Source organism: Microbulbifer agarilyticus (assembly GCF_001999945.1).
Lineage (GTDB): Bacteria > Pseudomonadota > Gammaproteobacteria > Pseudomonadales > Cellvibrionaceae > Microbulbifer > Microbulbifer agarilyticus_A.
The window spans coordinates 203,600-226,794 of sequence record NZ_CP019650.1; the positions used below are offsets into that span (position 1 = coordinate 203,600).

Annotated in this window: 21 protein-coding genes; 12 read left to right on the forward strand and 9 right to left on the reverse strand. The window is 52.2% G+C overall.

Annotated features, from left to right (window positions below):
• Positions 1-8: 8 nt before the first annotated feature.
• The 3 genes from oppC to Mag101_RS00800 all read right to left on the reverse strand — a co-directional run bounded on the left by oppC (position 9) and on the right by Mag101_RS00800 (position 3,665).
• The gene (oppC, locus tag Mag101_RS00790; RefSeq protein WP_077399440.1) at positions 9-917 is read right to left on the reverse strand and encodes an oligopeptide ABC transporter permease OppC; all 909 of its coding nucleotides are present in this window, start codon (positions 915-917) and stop codon (positions 9-11) included.
• A 15-nt stretch (positions 918-932) separates the two neighbouring features.
• Positions 933-1,856, reverse strand: a complete 924-nt coding sequence (oppB, locus tag Mag101_RS00795) for an oligopeptide ABC transporter permease OppB (RefSeq protein ID WP_077399442.1) — start codon at positions 1,854-1,856, stop codon at positions 933-935.
• A 132-nt stretch (positions 1,857-1,988) separates the two neighbouring features.
• On the reverse strand, positions 1,989-3,665 hold the full coding sequence (locus tag Mag101_RS00800) for a peptide ABC transporter substrate-binding protein (RefSeq protein ID WP_077399445.1): 1,677 nt from the start codon (positions 3,663-3,665) through the stop codon (positions 1,989-1,991).
• Between the two features lie 418 nt (positions 3,666-4,083).
• On the opposite strand from Mag101_RS00800, the gene Mag101_RS00805 reads away from it, so the two are divergent.
• Positions 4,084-4,587 carry a YHS domain-containing (seleno)protein gene (locus Mag101_RS00805; protein WP_077399447.1) on the forward strand — a complete coding sequence of 168 codons (504 nt, stop codon included), beginning with the start codon at positions 4,084-4,086 and terminating at the stop codon, positions 4,585-4,587.
• Between the two features lie 106 nt (positions 4,588-4,693).
• Here Mag101_RS00805 and Mag101_RS00810 read toward each other — a convergent pair whose 3' ends face one another.
• The 4 genes from Mag101_RS00810 to Mag101_RS00825 form a co-directional block, all read right to left on the reverse strand.
• Positions 4,694-4,942: a DUF6482 family protein gene (locus tag Mag101_RS00810; RefSeq protein ID WP_077399450.1), complete on the reverse strand. Its 249-nt coding sequence runs from the start codon at positions 4,940-4,942 to the stop codon at positions 4,694-4,696.
• A gap of 159 nt (positions 4,943-5,101) precedes the next feature.
• On the reverse strand, positions 5,102-6,337 hold the full coding sequence (nhaA, locus tag Mag101_RS00815) for a Na+/H+ antiporter NhaA (RefSeq protein ID WP_077399453.1): 1,236 nt from the start codon (positions 6,335-6,337) through the stop codon (positions 5,102-5,104).
• 70 nt (positions 6,338-6,407) lie between these two features.
• Positions 6,408-7,349 carry a sodium-dependent bicarbonate transport family permease gene (locus Mag101_RS00820; protein ID WP_077399456.1) on the reverse strand — a complete coding sequence of 314 codons (942 nt, stop codon included), beginning with the start codon at positions 7,347-7,349 and terminating at the stop codon, positions 6,408-6,410.
• A complete protein-coding gene (locus tag Mag101_RS00825; RefSeq protein WP_077399459.1) occupies positions 7,350-7,583 on the reverse strand; it encodes a hypothetical protein in 234 nt (77 codons plus the stop codon). It abuts the gene before it with no gap.
• Positions 7,584-7,743: 160 nt separating this feature from the next.
• Here Mag101_RS00825 and Mag101_RS00830 point away from each other — a divergent pair, with 160 nt between their 5' ends.
• Together Mag101_RS00830 and Mag101_RS00835 are read left to right on the forward strand one after the other, a co-directional pair.
• The gene (locus Mag101_RS00830) at positions 7,744-8,679 is read left to right on the forward strand and encodes a LysR family transcriptional regulator (protein ID WP_077399462.1); all 936 of its coding nucleotides are present in this window, start codon (positions 7,744-7,746) and stop codon (positions 8,677-8,679) included.
• Between the two features lie 125 nt (positions 8,680-8,804).
• Positions 8,805-10,547: a phytoene desaturase family protein gene (locus tag Mag101_RS00835; protein WP_077399465.1), complete on the forward strand. Its 1,743-nt coding sequence runs from the start codon at positions 8,805-8,807 to the stop codon at positions 10,545-10,547.
• A 91-nt stretch (positions 10,548-10,638) separates the two neighbouring features.
• Here Mag101_RS00835 and Mag101_RS00840 read toward each other — a convergent pair whose 3' ends face one another.
• Positions 10,639-11,625, reverse strand: a complete 987-nt coding sequence (locus tag Mag101_RS00840) for an integron integrase (protein WP_077399468.1) — start codon at positions 11,623-11,625, stop codon at positions 10,639-10,641.
• A gap of 332 nt (positions 11,626-11,957) precedes the next feature.
• Here Mag101_RS00840 and Mag101_RS00845 point away from each other — a divergent pair, with 332 nt between their 5' ends.
• The 3 genes from Mag101_RS00845 (at position 11,958) to Mag101_RS00855 (ending at position 13,616) form a co-directional block, all read left to right on the forward strand.
• The gene (locus Mag101_RS00845) at positions 11,958-12,308 is read left to right on the forward strand and encodes a hypothetical protein (protein WP_157520074.1); all 351 of its coding nucleotides are present in this window, start codon (positions 11,958-11,960) and stop codon (positions 12,306-12,308) included.
• A gap of 132 nt (positions 12,309-12,440) precedes the next feature.
• Positions 12,441-13,139 carry a hypothetical protein gene (locus Mag101_RS00850; RefSeq protein WP_077399475.1) on the forward strand — a complete coding sequence of 233 codons (699 nt, stop codon included), beginning with the start codon at positions 12,441-12,443 and terminating at the stop codon, positions 13,137-13,139.
• A 117-nt stretch (positions 13,140-13,256) separates the two neighbouring features.
• A complete protein-coding gene (locus Mag101_RS00855) occupies positions 13,257-13,616 on the forward strand; it encodes a DoxX family protein (protein ID WP_077399478.1) in 360 nt (119 codons plus the stop codon).
• A 325-nt stretch (positions 13,617-13,941) separates the two neighbouring features.
• On the opposite strand, the gene Mag101_RS18075 is transcribed toward Mag101_RS00855, so the two are convergent.
• Positions 13,942-14,901, reverse strand: coding sequence for a polysaccharide lyase (locus Mag101_RS18075; protein ID WP_232325234.1), 960 nt, complete (start codon positions 14,899-14,901; stop codon positions 13,942-13,944).
• A 283-nt stretch (positions 14,902-15,184) separates the two neighbouring features.
• On the opposite strand from Mag101_RS18075, the gene Mag101_RS18085 reads away from it, so the two are divergent.
• From Mag101_RS18085 to Mag101_RS00890, 6 genes are all read left to right on the forward strand, one after another.
• Positions 15,185-15,439 carry a hypothetical protein gene (locus Mag101_RS18085; RefSeq protein WP_232325235.1) on the forward strand — a complete coding sequence of 85 codons (255 nt, stop codon included), beginning with the start codon at positions 15,185-15,187 and terminating at the stop codon, positions 15,437-15,439.
• A 473-nt stretch (positions 15,440-15,912) separates the two neighbouring features.
• Positions 15,913-16,167: a DUF2164 domain-containing protein gene (locus Mag101_RS00865; protein WP_077399484.1), complete on the forward strand. Its 255-nt coding sequence runs from the start codon at positions 15,913-15,915 to the stop codon at positions 16,165-16,167.
• A 324-nt stretch (positions 16,168-16,491) separates the two neighbouring features.
• Complete coding sequence (locus Mag101_RS00875) at positions 16,492-18,084, forward strand: pyridoxal phosphate-dependent decarboxylase family protein (protein ID WP_157520077.1); 1,593 nt, start codon at positions 16,492-16,494, stop codon at positions 18,082-18,084.
• A 1-nt stretch (position 18,085) separates the two neighbouring features.
• Entirely contained in the window at positions 18,086-19,561 is a 1,476-nt protein-coding gene (locus Mag101_RS00880; protein ID WP_077399493.1) for a lysine N(6)-hydroxylase/L-ornithine N(5)-oxygenase family protein, read from the forward strand.
• Entirely contained in the window at positions 19,549-20,781 is a 1,233-nt protein-coding gene (locus tag Mag101_RS00885) for an MFS transporter (protein WP_077399496.1), read from the forward strand. Before Mag101_RS00880 ends, Mag101_RS00885 begins: the two co-directional genes overlap by 13 nt.
• Complete coding sequence (locus Mag101_RS00890; protein WP_077399498.1) at positions 20,778-23,189, forward strand: GNAT family N-acetyltransferase; 2,412 nt, start codon at positions 20,778-20,780, stop codon at positions 23,187-23,189. Before Mag101_RS00885 ends, Mag101_RS00890 begins: the two co-directional genes overlap by 4 nt.
• The last annotated feature ends 6 nt before the right edge of the window (positions 23,190-23,195 follow it).

Sequence of the window (23,195 nt, forward strand, 5' to 3'; positions counted from 1 at the left end):
GCAGCTCCTTAGCGATCTTTCGGGTCCAGCGCATCGCGCAGGCCGTCGCCGATAAAGTTAAAACAGAACAGGGTGGTGACCATAAATACGGCCGGCACAATCAATTGCCACAGGGCAATTTCCATGGTCTGCGCGCCTTCGTTCAACAGTGAGCCCCAGGAGGTCATCGGCTCCTGTACACCCAGGCCGAGGAAGCTGAGGAAAGATTCAAACAGGATCATCTGCGGGACCAGCAGCGTTGCATACACCGCAACAATACCGAGCACGTTAGGCACGATGTGGCGGGTGATCATCGCCCACTTGGAAACACCGTACACGGTGGCCGCCTCGACAAATTCCTTGCCCTTGATGCTCAGGGTCTGGCCGCGCACGATACGCGCCATATCCAGCCAGCTCACCGCACCAATGGCGATAAAGATCAGCAGGATATTGCGACCGAAGAATGTCACCAGCAGGATGACGAAGAACATAAACGGGAAGGAATAAAGGATTTCCAGGGTACGCATCATCACGCGGTCGGTACGGCCGCCGACAAAACCGGCAGTGGCGCCGTACAGGGTGCCGATCAATACCGCCACCAGTGCACCCATTACGCCGACCATCAGCGAGATACGCCCGCCCATGGCGGTGCGCACAAACAGGTCGCGACCGAGGGAGTCGGTACCGAAGAAATGGCCACTGGCCATTGATGGAGCCGCGTGCATTGCCCCCCAGTCAACATCGTCAAATGCGAATTGGCTGAGCATTGGCCCGGCAAAAACAAACAGAGTAACAAACCCGAGGATCACCAGGCTGGTGAGTGCGGCGCGGTTATTGAAGAAACGACGGCGGGCGTCGTCCCACAAGCTACGGCCCTTGACTTCCAGTTGCCCGGAAAAGTTTTCGACCGCTTCTTTATTGGCTGTTGTGGATAACATCTCGTAAGCCTCTTGTTATGCGTAGCGGATTTTGGGGTCGACCACCGCGTACAGGATGTCGACGATGGCATTAAAGGTAATGGTCAGGGCGCCAACCAGAATGGTCAGCCCGAGCACCATGGAGTAATCGCGGTTCAGCGCGCCGTTTACAAACAGCTGGCCGATACCGGGTAAACCGAAAATGGTTTCGATTACCACCGAGCCGGTAATAATTCCCACCAGCGCTGGGCCGAGGTAGGAAAGTACCGGCAGGATTGCCGGACGCAATGCATGGCGTACGATGATGTAGGGCATCGATAGGCCCTTGGCCTTGGCGGTGCGAATAAAGTTGGAGTTCAGCACCTCGATCATGCTGCCGCGCATAATTCGCGAGATGGAGGCGATGTAGTACAGGGACATACCGATGACAGGCAAGACCACATAAGGGGTCGCGCCGTTATGCCAGCCGCCCGCGGGTAACCAGTCGAGCCCGATGGCGAAAATCAGCACAAGTAGCGGTGCCAGTACAAAACTGGGGATCACCACCCCGGCCATGGCGCCGGTCATAATGGTGTAGTCGAGCCAGGTGTTCTGGCGCAGAGCGGCGATGGTGCCGAAGGTAACCCCGAAGGTAACCGCCACAATAAATGCCAGCAGGCCGATTTTCAGGGAAACCGGAAATGCCTGCGCCACCAGTTCATTTACCGTGAAGTCCTTGTATTTAAACGATGGCCCCAGGTCGCCCTGCAGCAGGCCGCCGAGGTAACTGAAATATTGTTCGTGCACCGGTTTGTCGAAACCGTACTTGGCTTCGATATTTGCCATCACTTCTGGGGTCATGGCGATTTCGGCGGAGAAGGGATTTCCCGGCGCAAAGCGCATCAGGAAAAAAGAGACGGTAATCAGAATAAACAGCGTGGGAATGGCTTCCAGCACGCGCTTGGCGATAAATCTCAACATAAGCGTCTTCTGTTATAGCTTTAGTTTGGAACGTACTTGTTCTGAAGCGCTTCCATACCTCTTGGGAACTTTGGGTTCCCCTGGAATTGAAAAAGCCCGGGAACCACAGCGGGTTCCCGGGCTTTTAATCAATTAGTGCTCGATGATCCACATGTCCTTGGAGTAGTAGTTATCCAGTGGGTCCGGAGCATAGCCACCCACATGGCGTTTAACCATGTGTTGGGTAACGTACTGATAGATGGGGGCGATTGGCATATCTTGGGCAAGAAGCTCCTCGGCTTGCGCGTAGTATTGCGCACGCTTGTTGACATCCAGTTCCTTGGCACTTTTCGCAAACAGCTCATCGTACTTTGGATTGCTGTACTTTGAGTAATTACTGCCGCCGTCGGTCAGCAACAGTTTCAGCATGGTGGACGGCTCGTTGTAGTCGCCGATCCAGCCCGCGCGGGCAATATCAAAGTCGGTATTGGCGCGGGTGTCCAGATAGGTTTTCCACTCCTGGTTTTCCAGAGTGACATCCACATGGCCCAGAGTCTGCTTCCACATGGCGGTGATCGCTACCGCAACCTTCTTGTGGTTGTCGTTAGTGTTATAGAGCACGCTAAACTTGAGCGGGTTTTGTTCGTTGAAGCCGGCTTCCGCCAGCAGTTCTTTGGCCTCGGCAACACGCTCGGCCTGGGATTTCTGGCTCCACGCAGTGGGCGGCGCATCAAAACCAGTTACGATACCCGGGGTCAGGTGGAATGATGGCTTTTCGCCACGGCCCATCACCTTGTTCGCCATGATCTCGCGGTCAATTGCATAGGCCAGAGCGCGGCGTACTCGAGAATCGTTGAACGGCGGTTGGGTGGTGTTGAATTCGTAGTAGTAAGTACCGATATAGGGTGCGGATCTTACCTCGTCACCGCGCTCCTTACGTAGGCGGTTAATGTGCTCGATAGGCACATCGAAAGTAAAGTCAATCTCGCCCGCCTCGTAGCGTTTCAGTTCAGCGTTCGGTGATTGGATCGGAAGGCTGCGCACTTTTTGCAGCTTTACATTGTCAGCATCCCAGTAGTGTTCATTTTTTACATATTCAATGCGTTCATTCACCACCCACTCGGTCAGCCGGAAGGCGCCGTTGCCGACAAAGTTGCCGACGCGGGTCCACTGGTCGCCATATTGCTCAACGGTACCCTTGTGAACCGGCGAGGTGGAGGCGTGCACCAGCATGGAGACGAAGTAGGGAACCGGTGCTTCTAGGGAAACCTTTAAGGTGTTTGCGTCTACCGCCTCTACACCGAGGCTTTCCGGAGGTTGCTTGCCTTCGGTAATGTCCTGGGCATTTTTCACCTTGCCTGCGGCCAGGTACCAGGCGTACTTGGATGCGGTTTTTGGATCGAGGATTCGTTGCCATGAATACACAAAATCTTCTGCGGTGACTGGGTCACCATTGGACCACTTGGCGTCTTCACGGATCTTAAAGAAGTAATGCTGGTTGTCGGTGGTCTCCCAGCTCTCAGCGACACCCGGGCGCACACCGCCATCGGCAGATGCGATTACCAGAGTCTCCATCAGGTCGCGCAAGATAGCTGACTCGGGCGTGCCGGAGATCTTGTGTGGGTCGAGGGTCTCTGGTTCAGAACCACCACCGCGTACCAGGGTCTGGTCAGCGGCAAGCTTGGTTGGGTCTAGTTTGACCGCCGCTTGCTTATTGGTTTCGGTGCCGGAATCGCTGGGCGCGCCGCAACCGCCGAGTGCAAGCAGCGCTGCCAGTAATGGCCCGGTATGCCAGAGACGACTGCGTTTCAGCTGAAGATGGGGAAGCATTGTTCTTTCCTCAACGGTTCCTGTAGGAACCTGTGCTTATTTTGTGATTTTGGTTCGTCGATTTATTAGTTGGTCAGAATTTATACATCAGACCGTCGCAAAAAGTTCCGCGTTACCCACAGAAAATACCGGTCTTGTCATTCAATTGCTAGGTATAGCAAAAGGTGGCGACTCCCGCCGAGCGTATTTCGTGGGTTGGTCGTCCTCCTTCCATGAGGCAGCCAGAAAAACGGACGAATGTGCTACTCGCCTTGTCGTAACAAGCCTTCCTATCACCGCAATTGATTCCCCGGCGCGTCAATAATCCGGTCACGACCCTCTACCCAAAACGTACTTTTCCCGTACACTCGAAGCGGGTGATCTAGTTACGTACCCAAAGCCTATAAAAATACTTTGAACACATACTCAAGGATGTTTTATGTTGCTACGTACCGCTCTCGCCGCATGTCTAGGAATCATTTCTGCATTCGCTCTGGCCGATGACAGCCAGCCCAAAGCGAGCCCCGTGCAGTCCGCGGCGATCTCCTCCGACAAGAATGTCTACTCCCACTTCTTCCGCGACGCGCTCAAGGGCGCCGACGTTGTTGCCTATTACAGCCTCAAGCCTGGTGAAAAGGCGGTAAAAGGTTCCGCCAGCATCACCTATGAATGGGGCGATGTGACCTGGCGCTTCGCCACAAGAGAAAACCGCAATCTGTTTGCCGCAGACCCTGCAAAGTACGTGCCTGCTTACGGCGGTCACTGTGCCTACGCCATGTCCAAGGGTTTTGAAGCGCCGCCGCGCCCGGACAGCTGGGTCATCATCGATGGCAAGCTGTACCTGAACAACAATGCAAAGTCGTTTGAAATCTGGGAAAGGGATACCGCAGGCAATATCAGCAAGGCCGACGAGGCCTGGATGGAAATCAACAGCGAAGAGTGAACCCAATTAAGCAAAACACGGTGCTAAAAGTTAGCGCCGTGTATTTGCGGTAAGAAGGTTTGGTTTCACTGCTAAACGATCGAGATGGCAAGGTTGCTGCGGAAGATCAGCTCCAGTGCAGCTGTACCCTGAGCGGCCCTGTATCGTCCCCGAGTCCACACATTTCTTCGTAGGGCGTGCGCTGCTCCAGCCACACTTCATCGTAGGCGCGGGGGTTCAGGTAATCCTTGATTTCCTCAAGGCAATGAAACTGCATGGGCCTTTTATTGCGGTCCTCCAGCGGATGAACACCGTTCTCATCGATGGTGTTTACCAAGTACGTCTGTCCTTCCAGCGAGATGATCTGCAGATTCATATTGCCTCCCTCGGCGACTCAATCGATATGTTGAGCTGCACTTACACAGTTAAAGCTTAATGTGGTGGTTCAGGCACAAACAGGTCGCCGCAACAGTCACTGTTCGCTGTGTGTTTATGCCTGACTTTTCGGTACTGCAACCTCCTTAAGTTTGTACGGTTACGCTTTGCCAGCGGATGACGCCTGGAAAATTCCGGCGCGCTGTTCGTTGCGGCTCAATCCTTCCTCTGCCGGTTTGCGGCAGGAGTAATAGAGCACCGCAATACCGGCAAACGCTGACAGGAAGGAGCCGAGTAACACGCCCACTTTTACATTTTCCTGATACGCGGGCGGGTACCCTTCAAAGGCCAGGGTGCCGATAAACAGACTCATGGTGAAACCGACACCACACAGCAGTGCGACGCCGTATACATGGAGCCAGTTGGCGCCGGCGGGCAGGCGGGCGAGGCCGCTCTTAACGGTCAGCCACGCGGTGGAAAAGATTCCCACCTGATTGCCGAAAAACAATCCGAGGGCGATGCCAAGGGTCACTGGGTTCAAGAGGCGCTCGAGGGAAAAACCACTCAGGGATACGCCGGCATTGGCGAAGGCAAAAACCGGCAAGATCATTAACGTCACCCACGGCAGCAAGCCGTGTTCCATACGGTGCAGTGGTACGCGCGGCTTGGCACGGTTGACCCGCAGTGGGATAAACCAAGCGGTTAAGAAGCCGGCGAGCGTTGCGTGCACCCCGGATTTCAGTACCGCAATCCAGATGATGATTCCGATTAACACATAGGGGGCCAAGTTGGTCACGCGCGCCCGGTTCAGCATAAACAGCGCCGCAAAGCCTGCGGAGGCCACGCCCAGCGACACCATGGAAAGATCGCTGCTGTAAAACAGCGCGATAATCAGGATGGCGCCGATGTCGTCAAAAATCGCCACCGATAGCAGAAACAGTTTCAGGCTCACCGGAAGGCGTTTGCCGAACAGGGTGAAGACACCGATGGCAAAGGCGATATCCGTTGCCGAGGGTACGGCCCAGCCGCGCATGGTTTCCGGGTTATCAAAATTGATTGCAGTGTAGATAAGGGCCGGGAACGCCATGCCGGCGACTGCCGCCAGGCCGGGCAGTATCACCTGGTCTCTGGAAGACAGGTGGCCCTCCAGTACTTCGCGCTTTATCTCCAATCCGACGAGCAGGAAGAACAGCGCCATCAGTCCATCGTTGACCCACAGCAGCAGCGGCTTCTGGATCGAGAAGTCCCCGAAGATCACCGCGACGGTGGTGTTCAGTCCGTCGAAGTAAAACCCTTGCAGTGCCGAGTTCGCCAGCAGCATGGCGATGAGAGCGGCGGAAACCAGCAGTATCCCGCCGAAAGATTCGTGCTCAATAAATTTTCGTACAGCAGTCATTGCTGTTTGTCCTCCATGATCGCCCCGGGCACGCAAGGCGCTCGGGGCTTAACGCATTTTTTGGAATTGCTTACGCGAACTGCGTGTGAATGTATGTGGCGATCGAGAGATAGATGGGGATGCCGATCAACACGTTGAACGGGAAGGTGATCGCCAGTGATGCGGTCAGTGGCAGGCTCAGGTTGGCTTTCGGCAGGGCGACGCCCAGTGCCGCCGGTGCCGCGATATACGAGGCGCTGGCGCCGAGCGTTGCTAGCAGCGCAACGCCACCGGTGGAGAAGTCCATGCTCACTGCGAGCAGACCACCAACGGCCGCGCCTATTAGCGGCATGACGATGGCAAAGCTGGTGAGGAAGGCGCCGTTGCGCACCACTTCCGGGAAATATCGCGCGGCCTGGCAACCCATATACAGCAGGAATAGAGCCAGCGCACCGTGGAAGGCGGTCTCGAACATCGACATGACCTTCGCGCTCCCCTCGACACCCGCCAGCCAGCCGATCAGCAGGCCGCCCAGCAGCAAGACACAGCCCTGGTTCAGCAACAGGCTGCGCCAGTTAAGTGCCGATGCCTCGGCGCCGCGGCGGCTGGCCAGATAGATGCCAAGGGCGATGGCGGGCACTTCCAGCAGCACGACAAACAGCGGGAAATACGCCTCGTAATCGACACCGCGGCTCTCCAGCAGTGCCACCGCGACGGCGAAGGTCCCAACACTTACGGAGCCGTAATGCGCCGCCGTCGCCGCCGCATCCGTGCGGTCCCACTGCCCAAACTTGCGCAAGATGGGGTAGGCAATAAAAGGTAGCGCCAGCCCCAGCAGGAGTACCACCAACGCCTGGGGTATAAGGCGCGCGCTGGCATGCTCACTCAAGGCGACGCCGCCCTTTAAACCGATCGCCAGAAGCAGGAACAGGGTCAGGCCCTGGTATAGCCCCCGCGGGAATTCAATACGGCCGCCGATCAGCGTGGCGGCCATACCGAACAGGAAGAACGCTACAACAATATCGATGCCCATTTAGCGTGCACCCTCACCGGCTGGCGCTGAACTCGCGAGATAGGGCAGGCGCGCCGGTACGGCGCGGGCCCGTTTGACCGCTGGCACAATCAGGCTCGCGACATTGAGCAGGCACAGGCCCACACCCACCGCCGCCAGCGCCCAGCCGATAATGCCGACCGTGGCGAGTACTGCGCCCAGGCCGAGAACCGTGGCGCCGCAGAAAAGACCAAACATCCGTTGCTGTTTTTGCATATTGCTTACCCTCTTAGTCGTTGTTGCACCCTGTGAGAGGTGTGACCGATGCTGAATTGGCGGTAAGTATGTGATCTGTTATGCATAAACAAAAATAGATATTATCTAAGGGTAAATTAGATAAATGTCTATATATCCAAAGACGAGGAGAGTGGCGCCGATGAGTCGATTACACGCCCGTGTGGGGACCATCCGCCAGCTGGAGATCCTGTGTGCGCTCAAGGATCACGGCAGCGTGATGGCCGCCGCCAAGGCCCTGCACCTGACCCAGCCCACGGTATCCATGCAGCTGCGCAAGCTGTCGGAAGCGGTGGGGATGCCGCTGTATTTCCAGGTGGGCCGGCAGATCCAGCTGACCGATGCGGGCCTTGCGGTGGTCGCCAGTGCGCGGGAAATTCTCTCGTGCTTTGAACGCCTGGATATGAATCTCACCAAGATGCGCGGGCTGACTGCCGGTACCCTGCGCATCGCCGTGGTCACCACCGCCAAGTACTTTATTCCGCACCTGATCGGCGATTTCTGCCAGCTGTATCCGGATATCAACGTGGAGCTGAAGGTGGGTAACCGCGAGCAGATTTCCGCGCGCATGGCCGAGGGCATCGACGATTTCTGTGTGTTCAGCCACCCACCCAAGAAAGCCGAATACCTGCTCACCGAATTCCTGCCCAATAACCTGATGGCCATCGCCCCGCATGGGCATGCCTTAAGCAAGGCCGGCCGTATCCCCCTGCAGGAATTTGCCCGCGCGCCGGTGCTGATGCGCGAACAGGGCTCCGGTACCCGCTATGCCATTGAGCGGCATATGGAAAAACACAACTGCGACCTGAATGTGCGCATGACCATCGAAAGCAACGAGGCGGTCAAGCATATGGTGATGTCGGGCATGGGGGTGTCGATCCTGTCCGAGCACGCCCTGAGCGTGGGTGACTCCTCCGGCCTGGTGGTACTCGATGTGGAAGACATGCCGATCAAAACCAACTGGTTTCTGGTGCGCTCGCGCAGCCGCCCGATTTCCCCGGTGGCCGAGGCGCTGCTGGATTATGTGAAGCAGGAAGATCGCCTTGCACAGCTGACCACAATGCTGCCGGGTGAATGACAACGTATTACGGAATTGGCCAACCCAGCTGATAGAAAGCGGCCATTGCAGCAGGGATTGGCAATGACTAAGGTGGGGGACGAATAACTATAATCAGACAGAGGTCCACTGCCGTGGAAACAACCGTGGAACGCCAGCAACCCGAGACCCAAGAATCTGCCCCCGGGTCCAAAGCCGAATCGACATCCAAGTCGGCGCCCAAGCCCAGCCGCTTGCGAATAGGCCGGCGCTATCGACCCAGTCGCCTGGAGAGCCCCTACGATGCCATCATTATTGGCTCCGGCATTGGTGGGCTGACCACCGGCACACTGCTGAGTGCGACCGGCAAAAAGGTACTTGTACTGGAACAGCATTACACCGCCGGTGGTATGACCCACGCCTATGACCGCAACGGTTACGAATGGGACGTGGGGGTGCACTACATTGGCGATGTGGGCGACCGCCCCTCCATGAGTCGCCACCTCTACGATTTTCTCTCCGCCGGTGCCCTCAAGTGGGCGCCCATGGACCCGGCCTACGACCGGATTATTCACGGCGACAAACAATCCGACCTGGTCGCCGGCCGCGAGGAGTTTATTCAGGAACTGCTCAAGCGTTTTCCCAACGAAGAAACCGCGCTGCGTGAATATCTCAAGCGCCTGGCGGAAGCCAACCGCTTTATGCCGATGCTGGTAACGGAAAAGGTGTTGCCACGCTGGTGCGGGCCAATGATGCGCGCCCTGCGCCGCTGGCGGTTACCCGATTACGTATTTAAAACCACCCGCGAAGTCTTGCTGGAACTCACCGACAACGAAGAGTTGATTGCGGTGTTAACTGGCCAGTGGGGTGACAACGGCATGCCGCCGTCGGAAAGCAGCTTTGTGATTCACGCAATGATTGCCCGCCATTACCTGCACGGTGCCTATTACCCGGTGGGCGGTTCCAGCCGAATTGCCGAAACGATTATTCCGCAAATCCAGTCCACCGGCGGCGAGGTATTTACCTACGCAGAAGTGGAAACCATTCTACTGGACGGCAACCGCGCCCGCGGCGTGCGCATGAAAGACGGTACCGAAATCGAAGCGCCCATCGTTATTTCCGGTGCCGGTGTATTCAACACCTTCGAACAACTGCTGCCGCACAGTGCCTCCGAGCGCGCCGGCTACGACCGTGATCTCAAGTCGGTTGAACCCTCGATGTCACACCTGTGCCTGTATATCGGCCTGCAGCATACCGCCGAAGAGCTGGGGCTACCCAAGACCAACTACTGGGTCTACAGCAGCGCAGAATACGATCGCGACGTAAAAGCCTTTGTGGAAGATATGGAAGCGGATTTCCCCCTCGCCTATATCTCATTCCCCTCAGCAAAAGACCCCGACTTCCTGCGCCGCTACCCCGGGCGCGCCACCATTGAAATCGTCACCCCGGCGCGCTACGAATGGTTCAAGCAATGGGAAGAGGAGACCTGGGGTAAACGCGGTGAAGAATACGAGGCGCTAAAAGAAAAATTCAGCCGACGCATGCTGGAGAAACTTTTCACCCATTTCCCACACCTGCGCGACAAGATCGACTACTACGAACTGTCCACACCGCTATCCACAAAACACTTCTGTGCGTACGGCACCGGCGAGATCTATGGCTTGCAACACGGGCCGTCGCGCTGGCAGCAGAGCTGGTTGCGACCAAAAACACGCATCAAAGGTTTGTATCTTACCGGGCAGGACATTGTTAGCTGTGGCGTTGGCGGCGCCATGTTTGGGGGTGTAATCACTGCCCAGAGTATCCTCGGCTTACGCCGTGGGTTGCCGTTGCTACGCAAGGTTTTTTCCGGGGAAAAAGTAACCTTCCCGAGCACTGCGCCGGTCGCCGCGGAAACCTCAGCGCAGTAACTGCGAGATCGCAACTGGTTCGATAGCGATACGGAGTTCTTCTGATCCTTCACAAGTAAACTGATCTGAAGAGCTCCGTATCTTCTTAGGCTTATAATCTATCTACAGGGCTGAGCACCCCTTTACCACCGCGATTGACTACGTGCGTATAGATCTCCGTTGTCGCAATATCAGAGTGCCCTAGTAACTCCTGAATTGTCCTGAGGTCATAACCAACTTCTAACAGGTGCGTGGCAAAGCTATGCCGAAACGCGTGTGCCCTAGGTGGCTTTTTGACGCCGGCTTCACGTACGGCGCGCCGTAACTGCTTTGCGAGAGCGGAAGGGTGCAAATGGTGCCGCCTGATAACACCGCTACGTGGGCATGGAGCAACCCGCGATGCCGGAAAAAGAAACTGCCACGCAGTGGTGCCAGCCGCAGCGGGGTATTTACGCTCCAACGCATCCGGCATATAAACATCACCATATCCATCTTCAATATCACCGGCATGGATAAGTTCTACATGTTGAATCTGTTTATGGAGTTGAGAGATTAAGCCCTGCGGAAGTATCGTCGTGCGGTCTTTGTTTCCTTTTCCAGCGCGCACGAAGACATTATTACTGCCAAAATCGATGTCCTTGACCCTGAGAGATAGCAATTCAGCACACCTGAGCCCGGAGCCATACATCAATTCCACCTGTAGCCGGTAAACCCCTTTCAGTCTAGAAACGATTGCTTTGATCTCTTCGCGACTATAAACCACCGGCAGGCGTCGATATTGACGCGCTGGTGTGAAGCCGATGTTGGAAGTGTCAACCCCAAGAAATCGCTTGTAGAGATAGACAAGTGCATTGAGCGCTATACGTTGGGTATTAACCGAACAATTGCAATCGACCGATAAATAACTGAGGAAAGCTTCAACTTCGCCGAGGCTAATTTCCTGCGGATGACGCAATTTGTAATAATGAATGAATCGCTTTATCCAATGGATGTATGTTTGCTCTGTGCGATAAGCGAGGCCCGACTCACGTATATGTCGGCGGACACTAGGTATAAATTTATCTGAATTTTGTGGTAAGCGTGGTCTAACGTCATCCATTAAAGCAATCCTTTGCTGTATATACATACAGTACTGAATTGTACTTTATGGCTGTCAAGGCCCGAATTAAAGAGCCGGCGCGCGCATCTAAGAGTATTTTTCTCCAAGTTATTGATTTAATTAGCGCGAAAAACTGATCAAGAGCCAGAGGCTGAAACAGCCGACTTGAGCCAATGGCTCACTTTTACTGGTTGCTATATGATCTAAAACATATAACCTACTGAAAACGACGCATTTTATAATCACAAATTTATCTTGGCTCCAGAAATAGAAGCCAAGCGGATATAGAGCCAGTGGCTCATTAATAAACTGTTATGTTTTTCGGTGGAGTCATGAAGTATTTAGTACCGCTATTCCTGCTTCTGCTTCAAGGGTGTGATCCGTGGCAAAATGACGATGAAGCAATTCTTCATTCGTATGTTGAATTGAATGGGAAATACTACGGCTATTACTCACAGCAGATGTGGGATGGAACAAATCAATTCTTGATCATCACGGAATTCGAGCCCGTTAAGTACGTTAAGCTTTCATTAGGCGAGCCAGAAATTCTTGAAGGGGTAGTTTTGGCGAGAGATTTCAGGCATGGAAGTAGTTTGAGTGAGGGTTCAGTAAGTATCGAAAATGACACGGTAGTCTTTTGTAGCGCTGGTGGATGCCAAAACATAACAAAGCCGGGCAAATAGCTATGGGCCTACGGCCCTCCGCGGGACAGCTTACCTTGTGCACCTTTTGCGCAGGTCGCTGTGCTCCTATTTTCGCGCAAAATGCGCACAAGGTAAGCTGCCCCTGCCGGCGGCGTTATGAGTAAATAAGAGATGAAGAGTTTTCTGCAAAAATTAGTACGAACTAGAAGCTTCGAAGAAGACTTTGTTCACGAGGATATTCTTGAACACTGCTGGAAAGTTGAAATTGATAATCTAGTAGCGGTAGATGGTTGTTTCGAGCAATATTTTGAGAACGCTGAATACTCAGATGTCACGATATATGTTGCAGGTAAAGAAGATGGTCCAAATGCTCTATCTCTTAAAGCAGCTGAAAGTATTCTTTTAAACTTGAGTCACTACTTAGATATTTATGATTCAGCTATTGGCTTTCATTGGAATGATGGGTGGTGGAAATTAGAATCACTTGTATTTCCCTATCAGGTTAAGGGTATATGGTACATGTATCTTTCCTCTGAATATGGTGCTGACTATTGCTATTGTTGGGTAAAAGAAGACGATGTGTTAGAGGAGTACAAGGGAATAGTCGTAGACTGCCCCGGTGATGGCTCAATTGCTCAAGTTCTCCCTACAGTTTGTGCGGTGATAAATAATCTTCGTGAATGCGCACAAGTTACAGCCAAGTTATCTGAAATAGACTTGGCTATTGAGTCAAGAAAAACTATTGGTTTAGATCTAATTAATCCTTTAATGCAAATTACTGAGCAGCACAAAAGCGATATACCAGAATATATGTATAGCCATTTAACGAAGCTCTTAGGTGGTATTAGAAAAAATGCAGAAAACTCATAACAAATATGTCAACAGGACATTTTTTGCTTCGCTCCGTTTTGCGGTGGCTTCGCCACTATACCGCAAAACTCCGCTACACAAAAAATGCCTGTTACATAGGCGTTAATGGACTCCTAAATGCTCATACGAATTACAATTTATTCTCTCGCCCTGATTTTCACTCTTTCAGGTGGTGCAAAATTATTATCATTGCCATTCGAGGTTGAAGCATTTGAGCGTTGGGGTTACTCCCTGCCTTTCATGTATACCATTGGCCTCCTTGAGGTGGCAGGCGCGGTTGGACTACTCGCTCCCCGGGTATCCGCACTTGCTTCACTATGTCTTGCTGTACTCATGCTAGGCGCCATCGCAACACATCTGATTTATGGGGAGTGGCCCATGCTAGTTGTTGCATCAGTTATAGCATTCACTTCTGGGTGGCGTGGTTGGTCTGGTCGCGCAGACATCAAGAAGCTAATAGCTCGCTTTCCTTCGTAAAATCGCATATAGCCACGTGTATCTAAATTCTGTAAGGGCAATTCCAGCCTAATCAATTACTGGACGTAGCGTGCTCGTTTCTTAGATAGGAAATATACAAACAATAGTAACTATACCGAAACAGTGATGTTGCAAATAGCTACGGTAAAAGAAATAGTGATTGGTGGTTTTTCCATTTTTGGTGCTTCTGGTTTCAGTAAAGCGTTGTGGAAATCGCGTGGTATGGAACGCACTTAACCAGCAAATAGCGTCAGAAACCGCGAGCAGTCGGCAAGACTGTCCGCGGTCAACAAAAAACAATCTTCCTTTCCAATTACACTGTTGGTTATTCAGGCGAGTTCAACTCCACCCATGGGGCGCCATTATCCAAGCGTTCCGGACTATAGATTCCAACATAATTTTCCGGCAGCGAGTTATCTAGTGGACTTTTGTTGGCCGCAATACCGTAGCGCGCACGATAGTAGTGGTGGGTCCCATCGGTATCTATCGCATAAACCAGGTTATTTTCATCATAGCCTGTGTCCACCTGCCACTCGATGTAGCCCGGCGCCGGGTGGGGACCTTCATAGGTGCCGTTATCCGGGGTGGTGGCGACAAAATTTAACGGGCTTGTAGTGCTAATAACGATGTTGTCAAAATAACTGTACTGCTGTGAACTTGGCATCCACTCGCTACTGCTGCCACCGAAGAAGGTTTCGAACAGTAGTTTATCGATGCTCACAGATTCGTCGGTGCGCAGGTTAAGGCCTGTCAGCTCCAGAGCCAGCTCGCCGTCGAGGTAGGCGGTGATCTTTCCATCGTTTCCGCCAACCGAATTGAGTTCAACATGGCTGGTAATGGTGTGCCAGCGGCCAACGCTAAAGAAGCGATAGAGGCTGGAGTAGTCACCGCAGTATTCACGCTTGCTGGGGTTGTACAAATACTGGAACACATGCCCGGACTCACGCCACATAAAGCGGCCACTGAAGCCGTCGATTTCGCTGTTCGCAAGGCAACCGGTAGGCTTCTTGATTACATAGCCGCCGAGCCCCGGCAACTTGCCACCCTTTACCCAGGTAAACTGGTCGTCAAACATGACTTGGTATTGCAACCATAAGTTACTGTGTGGCGCATCCGGTATTTGATAAGTAAATACCGAGGCGGAGCTACCACCCACGGCGTTCTCCGTATAGCTCACGCGTAATATGGCGTTATTGCTATCGTAGGGGTCGCTGACAATATTCAGCCGCCCATCGGCGACGCCGGCGGATGTATTCGGACTGAAGCCCCAGTCGCTCTCGAACATGCTTGCTGAATAGGGGCCGACTGGGTGCTTTTGAAAATCGTTGTAATAGACAAAGCCGCTACTGCCACCCGATGAGGAGGACGAGCCCGATGAGTTACTTGAGCCGGAACTGGAGCTTGAGGAGCTAGACGAAGAGCTACTGGACGAGGAGCTGGAACTGGATGACGAGCTTGAAGAGCAAGATCCCTGTAATTCCCACACAGCCGCAGTGTCTGGATTCTCACCTTGGGTCCACCACTTGGCGCGGTACAGGCTCCCGTTATGGCCCACCACGTCACCGCCGGTGTATACCTCAGCGCTATCCCAAGCTGGTTCGCAGCCACCGCCGCCGGAGGAGCTGCCAGAACTGGAAGAGCTGGACGATGATGAACTGCTTGAGCTCGAGGATGAACTAGAACTTGATGAGCTGCTCGAGCTGGAAGAACTGCTAGAGCTAGAGGAAGAACTAGAGGAGGAGCTAGACGAGCCAGAGCCCACAGCACAGCTACCCAGATCGAACCATGCGCTGCTATACGCCCAACCAACACCTGGCTCATAGGGGCCGCCGGTATTACACCAGCCGGCAACGGTGCATTCGAACGCGGCGCCGTTATGCCGGATTTGCTCGCCCGTAGCGACCGCACCGGGACTGTAGTCGGCCATCGCCGAACAATCGACAGCAGCTTGCGCTTGGCTCCCATAAAGGGCGACAAATAAAGAAATTAGCGTGGCACTATTGCGCCACAGAGAAATATGTTTGAACACGGTACGCCTCATATGTATTTGAATTTATTACATATTCTCTCTGGCGTAGGGGCTTGTTATTTATATTAGCGGGCTCTGACGGCTGCTATTGCCAAGTAATTTACCAGTTTATTCGCTTGAAAAGAATCCGCTAACGAGGAATATCGATGAAGATGTGATATCGGTATTATTCGCGTATATGCTGTGTGCCTCTAGTGAAAACTGAAATCCGAATAATTTTAATTAATTTCCGCCTCTTGGCTGCTTTGATAGATATGAAAAGGAAAGATGGAAAAACTAAAATTTTCTGAAGAAGAAAAACGGCAGATTGTCCAAAAAGTAAAGATCTACTTCACTGAGGAGCTGGATCAAGATATTGGAAATTTTGACGCGGAGTTTCTTATCGACTTCTTCGCCGAGGAGATTGGGGCATATTTCTATAATCGCGGTCTCTACGACGCGCAGGCACTGTTCTCCAAGAAGGTGGATGAGTTGGCAGATTCTGTTTATGAGCTGGAGCGGCCGACAGAATTTAGCAAGTAGTGCCTGGCTTTTCACCGAAGGACGAGAATTGTACTTCTTACCTGTGTTACGCATTCAATCGCCACAATACCGTTAAGGCATGCATCGGCGCCGGAACTACAAACTCGTCGCAAAACCTTACCGTCGCACTCGCTTCCTGCTGACACCCACCACCCGTCTCTTTCGATCTGGCCCACTCCCAAAGATCAAAAGCCCAGCTATTCGTATCAAAAATCAACAGTTTGTAAAACTGGCGCACAATTTTCCACAAAACTCCTGTTGCCGCTTGTAATGTAAATAATAATCGTTATCGTTCGCATCCTATCTCAAACCAAGGAGAAGGGTGTGAATAACCATATGAACTCTGGGGCTATACCGACTGGCGAAACGCACAGGCAGTCTGGTCTGGGGATACAGCCGTCATTGTTTAATGACGCAAATCAAGCTTCGTTAAATTCGGCAATCACGGCGGTTACGCAGTTGGTTGGCAAGACACTTGGCAGTGTTGAGCAACCATTTTCAGGAATCTCACCGGCTCAGCTCGCTAAGGAGTTTCGTGCGGTCGACTTGGAGCAGCCGCTGGACGATCTTGGTGCGGTATTGCAGGAAATTTCGCGTTTGTATCTACGCGATGCTGTGTACTTCCATCATCCAGATTACTTGGCACACCTGAACCCGCCGGTACTGATCGAATCCATCGCCGCCGAGTTACTGCAAGCCGCGTTTAACACCGCAGTGGACACTTGGGATCAGAGTGGCGGTGCAACGCTAATCGAACAAAAACTGGTGGACTGGACACTCTCACGCATCGGATTTGAGCCTGGTAAAGCTGATGGTGTATTTACCAGTGGTGGAACACAATCCAACTTGATGGGAATGCTGTTGGCCCGGGACCACTATTGTGAAGCGCACTTCTCAGGGCACCGGGTACAGACACAAGGATTGCCGCTAGAAGCTGCGAAATTCCGTATTTTCACCTCCTCGGTTAGCCACTTCAGTATCCAAAAGTCCGCTGCATTACTTGGCCTTGGCTTCGACGCGGTGATTCCTGTTGCGGTAGATACTCAGTTCCGCATGGATCCCCGCGCACTCGCCGCTGCGTTACTTGCATCAAGAGAGCGAGGTGAAATACCTATAGCGGTGGTGGCGACCATGGGCACCACAGACTTTGGCAGCATTGATCCGATTGAAGATATTTCCGCGCTATGTCGTCAATACCAGCTCTGGTTGCATGCGGATGCCGCTTATGGTTGTGGCCTATTGGTGAGCGAAAAGTACCGTTCGCGTATTGAGGGTATTGATCTCGCTGACTCTGTCACTGTGGACTATCACAAATCATTTTTGCAGCCAGTTGCATGTAGCGCATTCATTGCTCGCAATCACAGTCACCTTGATTGTATTACCTACCATGCAGATTACTTGAACCCCCTTAGTCAAAGCGAAGAGGGTACTCCCAACCTGGTGTGTAAAAGCCTACAAACGACTCGCCGCTTTGATGCGTTGAAACTTTGGTTTTCGCTACGTCGCCACGGTGCCTCCGCGATCGGTGACGCATTCACGCATGTTATTGATATGGCCGCAGCGGTATATCATCGTTTCGCCGAAGAGCAATCTATTGAGTTCGCACAGCCACCCCAGATGAGCACTCTTGTCTTCCGATATACAACGGACAATCCACAAGACATTGAGCAACAAAATCGAATCAATAGCAGCATCCGCAAAACATTGACAAATAGTGGGCGCGCCATGATTGCGTCTACGAAAATCGATGGCTGTGTATATCTCAAATTCACTTTACTGAATCCATCGACAGAGCTAGAAGCAATCAGTTCTGTACTCGAAACGATAATATCCACAGGTGATGCACTGGGGGCGGAAGAGAAGATGCTCAACGCCGTTGGTGCGACATCGCGCGCACAGAGCACGGAGGCTTATTAATATGAATGAATCAATTCCCAATTTAAATTCAGATAAATCTTATAACACACAATCTGTTTACGATTTTATCGGTATTGGTGTTGGCCCATTTAACTTGGGTTTGGCCTGCCTGACACAGGATGTTCCACATTTACGAGGCTTGTTTCTCGAACAGCGGGATTGCTTTGATTGGCATCCCGGGCTGATGCTGGATGGTGTCCACCTACAAACGCCATTTATGTCAGACTTGGTGACACTTGCCGACCCAACCCACCGACTAAGCTTTCTGAATTACATTAAGCAGCTTGGTCAAATCTATTCATTTTATATCCGTGAAGACTTTTTCCTATTACGGCAAGAGTACAATCAGTACTGTCAGTGGGCGGCTCAGCAGTGTAAAAATATTCTGTGGCAGAAGACCGTTACGGAAGTGGTGTATGACGACATCGCTGAACACTATAACGTTTACGTCGGTTCTCTCTCCGCGCCACGTCAGGAGTGCTATCGGGCGAAGAAATTAGTTCTTGGAACCGGTCCAAGCCCAACGATTCCTGAACAGTGCCAGGAAGCCTTTGCCTCCAGCGACAATGTATTACACTCCGGTGAATTCCTGAAACACAAAGCTCGGCTGCAAGATCTGGACAGTATTACTGTTATTGGTAGCGGCCAGAGCGCCGGAGAGATATTTCATGAGTTGCTCGCGCAGATGGATGACCATGCGCATAGCCTGAATTGGATAACCCGTTCACCTCGCTTTTTCCCGCTTGAGTACACCAAGCTGACGCTGGAGATGACTTCCCCGGAATACATCGATTACTTCTATGGTCTGGAATCCGAGCAGCGTGACGCGCTGGGGAAAAGCCAAAAAAATCTATACAAAGGTATTGATGGCGACTTGATTAATGGCATTTTTGAGACGCTCTATGCGCGTCGTGTCCGTCATCAAGGCACTGATGGCGGTGCGCCCGTCAATATTCTGACCAATAGTGCCCTTACCGAACTGCAGTGTTCACCACCTGACTTTCAGCTGACCTTCGAACACCATGAGCAAGCACAGCATTACTCGGTGAATACCTCTGCGGTGGTTCTCGCTACCGGTTATTCCTACCAGGAGCCAGCTTTCCTCGAAGGTATTCGTGATCGTATTGCCTACGACGCGAGTGGACGTTTTGCGGTAACCAGAGACTACGCGATCGATAAACAGGGTGGAGAGATTTATGTACAAAATGCGGAATTGCATACCCATGGGTTTGCAGCGCCGGATCTCGGTATGGCTGCTTACCGAAATTCAATTCTGATTCGGGAACTCGCAGGTAAAGAAATTTATCCGATAGAGCAGAGGATTGCATTTCAGCAATTCGGTGCTTTACAGGGCCTTGCTCAGAAGCCGCCGAAAGATCTCACTGAAGACACTATTGCAAATGCGGCCCGCGACGAATTATCGCGCCCGGTAAAAGCCGTACGAACGCGCGCGGAGGCCAGTAAATGCAGCGCCTGAAGTTTTGTCTGATCGGCCTAACGGTTGTATCGGTCATTGCCGACACCATGCTGTTGCCATTTTATCCAGAATTTTTCTCTAAAGAGTTTGGGGTTGGTGATGCTAGGCATGTGGGTATATATATTGCTGCGTGCTGCTTTACCGTCATGGTGACTTTCCCTCTCTGGGCCAAAGTCGCCACACGTATCCATGAGTTACATTTGTGGGTTTATACCCAGTTTGCCGCAGCGATCATGGGTGCGGCGTGCTTTGTTACCGAATCTCTGGTGTTGTTCTGGGTGTTCTCCCAGCTGATGCTGGTGTTCAAAGCCAGTTACCTGCTTATCTATCCGTATGTGATGCGTCTTGAAGAAAAAGATAAGCATCTTGGTGTGGCCAGCTTGTTTGCTGTGCTGATGCATTTCGGCGCTATCTTTGGGGCATTACTTGGCGGTTCGCTATTGGAGTATGTATCACCGCGAGCGGTTTTCCTGGTGATGCCAGCTTCGGACATATTGCAGATCCTGGTGTGCATTTACTTGATCCGCAGGATGCGGGTACCGCTGCGTATTACTGCCGAATCAGAATCAAAAGCCGGCGTGCCGGATGAAGAGAGTAATTCTGCTGTCACACCGGTTTCCAAAAATATTTCCGGAGTAGTATTCCGTTTTGGCGTGGTATCACTACTATTCTATTTTTCCGCCTTTCTAATTCGCCCATTTTTTGTCGAATACTGGCAATCTTTACATGAAGTGGTGAATACCTTGTTCGCCGGGCTGGTGTATTCCATACCTGCCTGGGTGGCGCTTGCGGGGATTTGGCTGAATCGGCGTTTTCCAAGACCGAATCACTATCAAGTAATTGCTTACGCATTTGGTTGGATCATCGTAGGGGCAAGCCTACAGGGTGTTGGCGAACCATTCTGGATAATTTTGGGTCGCTGTGTTTATGGTTGGGGTCTATTCCAGATTACCGTCCGCCTAGAGGTCTTACTGTTTGACGCCAGTGAGAAAAAAGATTTCGCAAGAAATTTCAGTCGTGTACATCTTTGCCAGAATCTCGGTGTACTTATCTCTTCCTTTGCGGTAGGAGAAATTGTTGCCCGTGTGAATCTCTCGACCCCATTCCTTTTATCGGTTGCTAGCTTTTTCATAACTGCAGTTGTGTTCTATCGATTCTTCGCCGTTGACATAAGGCGTGATCAAAGCGTGAAAGTAAATCAAACGGAGGCCGGCGCATGAAGACTGGAAACGCAATTTTTTCCTGCGCAAGTAATCTTGGCAGTATCGAATTTGAAGTGTTAAACCCGACACGCGATGCTGAATTTATTCATGGGTGGATCTCCAAGCCTTATGCAAAATTTTGGATGATGGGCGGCTATTCGAAAATCCAGGTCGCAGAGTTTTACAAAAAGCACTGGTCTGAGCCAGGCAATGGGGCGTACGTCGGTTGGATGCAGGGGAAGCCTGCATTCATTATAGAAGTGTATGACCCAGGACTTAATGAACTGGCCGAACACTATGAATCTGCGGCCGGTGATATTGGCATGCACATTCTTTTAGCGCCAAACGAATCACCGGTAGCCGGATTCTCCAGTGTAGCGTTCTATGCTGTGCTGAAGTTTCTGTTTGCTGATCCTAAAGTTCACCGTGTCGTCGTAGAGCCCGATGTTCGAAACGAAAAAATTCACCGTCTCAATCGGCGCTTTGGCTTCCAGCATACTGGACCGGTAGATCTGAAAGAAAAGACGGCTCTGCTGGGGGTTTGTACCCGGGAGAATTTTCAAATCGCCTGTGATAACCCATCGCGGGAACCGGTCCAGCGTATTGCTGCATCACCCATTGGGCTGCAGGCGTGGGACAAGGTCAACCGCTTACTGGTCCGAAAGTGCCTTGCTGAATTACTGCACGAACGTGTACTGAAAGCCGAAGTTGTGGCTGAGGGCGCCGATAATGTAGCGATTTTTCACTTGTCTTCGGCGGATGGCACAGTCGACTATGTATTTGCCGGCGAAACCCTGCCGCTGGATCATTATTTGATTGACCTGAATAGTATTCGGCGACGAGTGGATGGTCTGGATGCACCGCTGGACGCACTTGCCTTCACCAGTGAATTCTATCCCCAGATGGGTATACCTGAAGAAAAGCTTAGTGTGTACCTCGAAGAGATTTCAGCGACGCTATACAGTAGCCTGAATAAACACAAGCCAGGTTACCTCTCAGCAGAACAGCTATGCAGCGCAGATTTCCAAGTGCTGGAAGCTGCAATGACCGAAGGGCATCCTGCGTTTATTGCCAATAATGGTCGAATCGGTTTCGATGCGGAGGACTTTCGCAAGTTTGCTCCGGAAACTGGAGCCAGTATGCGCCTCGTATGGATTGCGGCACGCCGTAGCCGTGCAATATTCAGTGTCTCAGCTACCTCATCCTATGAGTCGCTACTGGCGTCGGAGTTTGACCCGAGCGCACTGCAGGATTTCAGGCAGCAATTACGGGCACTTGATCTGTGCATTGATGACTACTGGCTGCTTCCAGTGCATCCCTGGCAGTGGACCAACAAGTTAGTACAGATGTTTGCCGCCGATATCGCGCGTCAGGATATTGTCTATCTCGGTGAAAGTAGTGATTGTTACCAGCCTCAGCAGTCGATACGGACCTTTTTCAATCGGAGCCAACCTGCGCGTCATTATGTGAAGACCGCGCTGTCGGTTCTTAATATGGGCTTTATGCGGGGTCTGTCCGCTGCCTATATGCAGGTCACACCAGCGATTAATGACTGGCTCTACCAATTGGTGGAAAGCGATGATGCTCTGCGCCAGAGTGGTTTCCGTGTTCTACGTGAACTAGCGGCAGTGGGTTACAACAGTCCGGAATATGCACGTTTGCCTGATAACAAAAACCCCTATCGCAAACTGTTGGCAGGCCTTTGGCGTGAAAGCCCTGTAAGCCGCATCGAAGAAGGACAGCAGCTTTCGACGATGGCGGCGTTACTCCACATCGACCCGGAGGGCGATTCACTGGTGCGTTGCTGGATTGAGGCATCCGGGCTGTCGACACAAGCGTGGCTAGAGCGTTATCTCAATGCGTATCTGACCCCACTGCTCCACTGCCTCTATGCCTATCGGCTGGTTTTTATGCCTCATGGAGAAAATGTCATCCTGGTATTGGAAGACCATGTGCCTGTCAGCATTTTCATGAAGGATATTGGCGAGGAAATTTGCCTGCTTAATAGTGAACGGGAGCTTCCGGAGCAGGTCGCACGGATTTCGGTACAGGTGCCGGAGGGTCATATTCCACTATCAATATTCACTGATGTTTTCGATTGCTTTTTTCGCTATCTGAGTGGCATTTTGTATGAACACTGTGCCTTCTCGCCAGACGATTTCTGGCGCTGCGTCGCGCGCTGCATCCAGCGCTATCAGGCGCAGCATCCTGAATATTCTGCGCTCTATGCGCAGTATGATTTGTTCGCGCCGCGGTTCGCGCATTCATGCCTGAATCGTCTACAGCTGCGTGATAACCAGCAGATGATAGACCTCACTGACCCCTCCAAGTTGCTGCAATTCGCTGGAGAATTGGAAAACCCGATTTATCCGTTCCGCGAGGTAACCCGCACTGAATTGGCTAGTGAAATTGAACAAGCGGTGTAGCAAGGA